Raw genomic sequence first — 4293 nt, 5'->3', positions numbered from 1 at the left:
AGCTACGCTATGAGTCAAGCCAACTCAGTACAACAAAATATATTAAGACTATTACAGTAATTAAATTTAAATCTTTAATAGCTTAAATTACCAAGAGACTAGAAATCTAATCTCTTGGGTTAAATTTACTCGCAATGCTTAGCCATTGCGAGGTTTATTATGATATGTATTAGAGATTTTGCTGCTAGTAGATATAGATAGCATATGAATTACTACGGCTTGTTGGTACAGGTCTTATATAATTAAATCAATCAAAAAATCAAGAAAAATTATATCAATTTTTTTAATATCAAACAGAATTTAAATAAATTTGCTAAAATATAGCTAAATTTTATAAATAGCTAAAATAAATTTAACATAAAGTATAAATTTTGAATAAAAGAGTAAATATGAATCCGATATTAAACACTGATAGTTATAAGATTTCGCACTATTTACAATATCCAAAAGATATTAAATTTGTAAGCTCATATATCGAATCTCGTGGTGGTAGGTGGAATAGGCTTTTATTTTATGGTTTGCAGATGTTTTTAATGGAATATCTAAGCCAAAAAATTACATATGATCACATTGATGAGGCTGGTGAGTTTATCACAGCTCATGGGATGAAATTTAATAAAGATGGCTGGCTACGTATTGTAGAGCATCACGGCGGAGCTCTTCCTTTAGAGATTGAAGCAGTAGCTGAGGGCAGTATAATCCAAACTGAAAATGTACTACTACAAATCAAAAATACAGATCCAAATTTAGCCTGGCTAGTAGGGTATTTTGAGACTGCGATGTTGCGTTCTATTTGGTATCCAGTAGCAGTAGCAACTAATAGTTATTTTTGCAAACAAAATATCTTGCACTTTTTAAAAGAGAGTGGAACGCCAGCAAATATAGATTTTGCTTTGCATGATTTTGGTGCTCGTGGTGTGAGTAGCTTTGAGAGTGCTGGGATTGGCGGAAGTGCTCATATGGTAAATTTCAAAGGCTCAGACACCATTACTGGCGCACTCTTTGCTAAAAGGTATTATGGTGCTGATATGGCTGCTTTTAGTATCCCAGCTAGTGAGCATAGTACTATGACATCTTGGGGTAAAGAAAATGAGATGAGAGCCTATGAAAATATGGTGCAAAGCTATGGTGATGGAACATTTGCTTGTGTGATTGATAGCTATGATACGCTAAATGCGATTGATTTGTGGGGTAAGCTTTTTGAGAGGGTTAAGGCAAAAGGCGGCAAGGTTGTCTTGCGTCCAGATAGTGGAAATCCAGTAACCATGGCTAGTGAGTGTATTGAAAAGATGATGAGTCTAGCAGGGTATAGCATAAATCAAAAAGGCTATAAAGTCTTACCAGATCATATCCGCTTGATATATGGCGATGGGATAAATCCTCAAAGTATAGAAGATATCTTAAATGAGCTTAAATTTAGAAAGATTAGTAGCGATAATATAATCTTTGGTATGGGCGGGGCATTGCTTCAACATTTAAATCGTGATACGCTTAGATTTGCTATGAAGGTAAATGCTGTTAGTAGCGATGGGATAAACTGGAGAGATGTCTATAAAAATCCAGTAACCGACCCTAAAAAGCGTTCTAAATCTGGTCGTTTAGCACTAATTAAAGAAAATGAAATTTATAAAACAATTAGAGCTGATGAGCTTGGCAATAAAACTAACTGGCTAAATTTAGTTTTTAAAGATGGCAAGATTTTGCGTAAATTTAGCTTTGATGAGATTAGAACTAGAGCTAGGGAATTTGATTAAAATTATAAATTTAACCAAAAATTAAAATTTAAATCTAAAAAGAGAGGAATTAAAATGAATAGAAAAAAGATATATAATCCAAGCTCCGATGAGACGCTAAATGACCGCAAGGTTTTTAACGGCAATCCGCATGGGATTTTGAATTTTACTAAGGCTAAATATACTTGGGCGCTTAAGCTTTGGGATATTATGGAGGCTAATACTTGGTTTCCAAAAGAGGTTGATACTACTGATGATGTGCGTGATTATGCTTGTAATCTTACCACAGCTGAAAAGAGAATGTATGATCTAGTTTGGTCTCAGCTTATATCAATGGATAGTTTTCAAACAAACAATCTAGCCGATAATATAAACCCATATATCACAGCTCCTGAGATAAATGCTGTTCTAGCCCGTCAAGCCTACGAAGAGGCAAACCACTCAAAAAGCTATGCTGTAATGGTAGAGGCAATCTGCGATAATACTGATTTAATATACGAAATGGAAAAGCACGATGATGTCCTAAGGCGTAAAAATGATTATATATCAAGCGTATATGAAGAGCTTGCTGGCGATGTAACAGATGAGAAATTGCTCTTAGCAATGGTAGCAAATCAAATTCTAGAAGGCGTATATTTTTATAGCGGATTTACGGCAATTTATGCATTAGCAAGGGCTGGAAAGATGCTAGGATCTGCGCAGATGATACGCTTTATCCAGCGTGATGAGATTACTCACTTATTGCTATTTCAAAATATGATAAACTCAGTTCGCAAGGAGCGTCCAGATCTATTTACTCCACAAATTGAGGCTAAAATTTATGATATGTTTCAAAAGGCTGGAGCTTTAGAGATTGAATGGGGTAAATATATTACTCAAAATCAAATAATGGGCTTTACAGATGATATAATCGAGCAATATATAAAGTATTTAGTAGATGATAGACTTACATCAATTGGGCTTAAAAAGCTATATAATGTAACTCATCCAATTAAGTGGGTTGATGATTTTGCTAAATTTAATGACCAAAAATCAAATTTCTTTGAAAGTAAGGTAACAAATTATAGCAAAGGCAGCTTAAGCTTTGATGATTTCTAATCTTAAAACGCATGTTTTAAGCTCTTTAGGAGCAGTTCGTAGAGCTAGTGAGCTTTGCGAATTTGCTGGTTCGCTTAAAAGTGGGGATTTAGCGCTTTGTGGCGAACTGTGTGTTAGCGGCTATGAGAGATTTGATAGGCAGTTTTGGTTGGATTTGGATGAAAATTTGGCCAATTTTTTAAAAAGTGGTGCATATCTAGGGTATAGCTGCGAGTTTGATGGATATAATGAGTTTAGGCTTTTAGGTTCAAATGGGCTTGAGTTTAAACAAAGAAAATATAAATTATTTAAGCCAAATGGTGAAGATAAAATTTTTAAATTTGGAAATTTAGATGAGATTTTTATCCGAGAAATAGCAGGGATAAAAGTTGGCGTTTTGATCTGTTTTGAGCTTAGATTTATAGATCTTTGGAGTAGATTGCGTGGTGCTGATGTTATACTAGTACCAGCAATGTGGGGGCAAAGTAGGCGTGAGCATTATGAGACTTTATGCAAGGCTTTGGCTCTGCAAAATCGCTGTTACACTTTAGCGTGTAGCGATGTGGATTTGAAATTTAGTGCAGTTTTTGCCCCTGATGGTAGCAAGGCAGATGTGGCTAAATTTGATATTAATTTGATTAAAAAATTTAGAAAATGGATAGATGATGAGTAGTTTAGAAGCAGCAAAATGTCAAAAAATGAGTGATGAGATAGCAAATTTAGTAGAGCTTACCCCCTTAGTTTATAAGGCCTTTAGCAGTACGCCTAGAACACCTTTTGTGCCGGTATCTATCAATGCTTTTAAGCTTGATGCGCATCCAATTGGTTCAAATCAGTGGATTAGTTCACCGCTAACTGTAGCTAAGATGACAATGGCGCTTGAGGCTGAAAACTGCGATAATATACTAGAAATTGGCTGTGGTAGTGGGTATCAAGCAGCGATTTTAGCCAAAGTTGCTAGGCGGGTTTTTAGCGTAGAAAGAATCGAAGCACTAGCAAATTCAGCTAAAGCATTAATGAAAAATTTAAGTATAAATAATGTCTTTATCCGCTTTGATGATGGAAATTTAGGCTGGAGAAGCTATGCGCCATATGATAGAATTATTCTTAGTTGCTTTTGTCAAAGTGTACCGCCAAAGCTATTTGACCAGCTGCGAGATGGGGGAATATTAGTAGCGCCAGTAGCAAAAGATGGCAAGCAATACATCACTCAATATAAAAAATCTGGTAATCAAATCATTTGCAAAACCCTAGATGAATGCGTCTTTGTCCCACTTCTTGATGGGACAGAGCAAAGATAGCTAAAAGAGTAATATGTCATCTTTAAATTGGACTGGTAATGAAAATTGGGTATATAATGACAATGTAAATAGCCCACAAATCAAAAAATGGCTAGGCGAAGTAGTAGCAAAAGATGATTTATCAAGGCATGATAAATGGCTTTGTATGATGATGCCACGCCTTAAACTACTTCATCGCCTTT

General features: G+C 35.2%; 4 protein-coding genes. All 4 read left to right on the top strand.

The genetic code is table 11. From position 1 onward, the window contains the following. Positions 1 to 389 precede the first annotated feature (389 nt). From J6V67_RS03430 to J6V67_RS03415, 4 genes are read left to right on the top strand one after another with little or no spacing between them, the layout of a single operon-like run. Positions 390 to 1754, top strand: a complete 1365-nt coding sequence (locus J6V67_RS03430; RefSeq protein WP_291858806.1) for a nicotinate phosphoribosyltransferase — start codon at positions 390 to 392, stop codon at positions 1752 to 1754. 54 nt (positions 1755 to 1808) lie between these two features. Further along, positions 1809 to 2831, top strand: coding sequence for a ribonucleotide-diphosphate reductase subunit beta (locus tag J6V67_RS03425; RefSeq protein ID WP_291858803.1), 1023 nt, complete (start codon positions 1809 to 1811; stop codon positions 2829 to 2831). Further along, positions 2821 to 3483 (top strand): carbon-nitrogen hydrolase family protein, encoded by a 663-nt coding sequence (locus J6V67_RS03420; protein WP_291858800.1) that lies wholly within the window; start codon positions 2821 to 2823, stop codon positions 3481 to 3483. Before J6V67_RS03425 ends, J6V67_RS03420 begins: the two co-directional genes overlap by 11 nt. Continuing rightward, the gene (locus J6V67_RS03415; protein ID WP_291858797.1) at positions 3476 to 4111 is read left to right on the top strand and encodes a protein-L-isoaspartate(D-aspartate) O-methyltransferase; all 636 of its coding nucleotides are present in this window, start codon (positions 3476 to 3478) and stop codon (positions 4109 to 4111) included. Before J6V67_RS03420 ends, J6V67_RS03415 begins: the two co-directional genes overlap by 8 nt. Positions 4112 to 4293 lie beyond the last annotated feature (182 nt).

This window comes from Campylobacter sp. (assembly GCF_017646085.1).
Lineage (GTDB): Bacteria > Campylobacterota > Campylobacteria > Campylobacterales > Campylobacteraceae > Campylobacter.
Note: the sequence above shows the minus strand (reverse complement) of the source record. Positions and strands in the feature narration are given on the sequence as shown.

Bases quoted from the DNA above. Each gene is read 5' to 3' on its own strand.
- J6V67_RS03430 (WP_291858806.1), top strand. From the start codon at position 390: ATGAATCCGATATTAAACACTGATAGTTATAAGATTTCGCACTATTTA.
- J6V67_RS03425 (WP_291858803.1), top strand. From the start codon at position 1,809: ATGAATAGAAAAAAGATATATAATCCAAGCTCCGATGAGACGCTAAAT.
- J6V67_RS03420 (WP_291858800.1), top strand. From the start codon at position 2,821: ATGATTTCTAATCTTAAAACGCATGTTTTAAGCTCTTTAGGAGCAGTT.
- J6V67_RS03415 (WP_291858797.1), top strand. From the start codon at position 3,476: ATGAGTAGTTTAGAAGCAGCAAAATGTCAAAAAATGAGTGATGAGATA.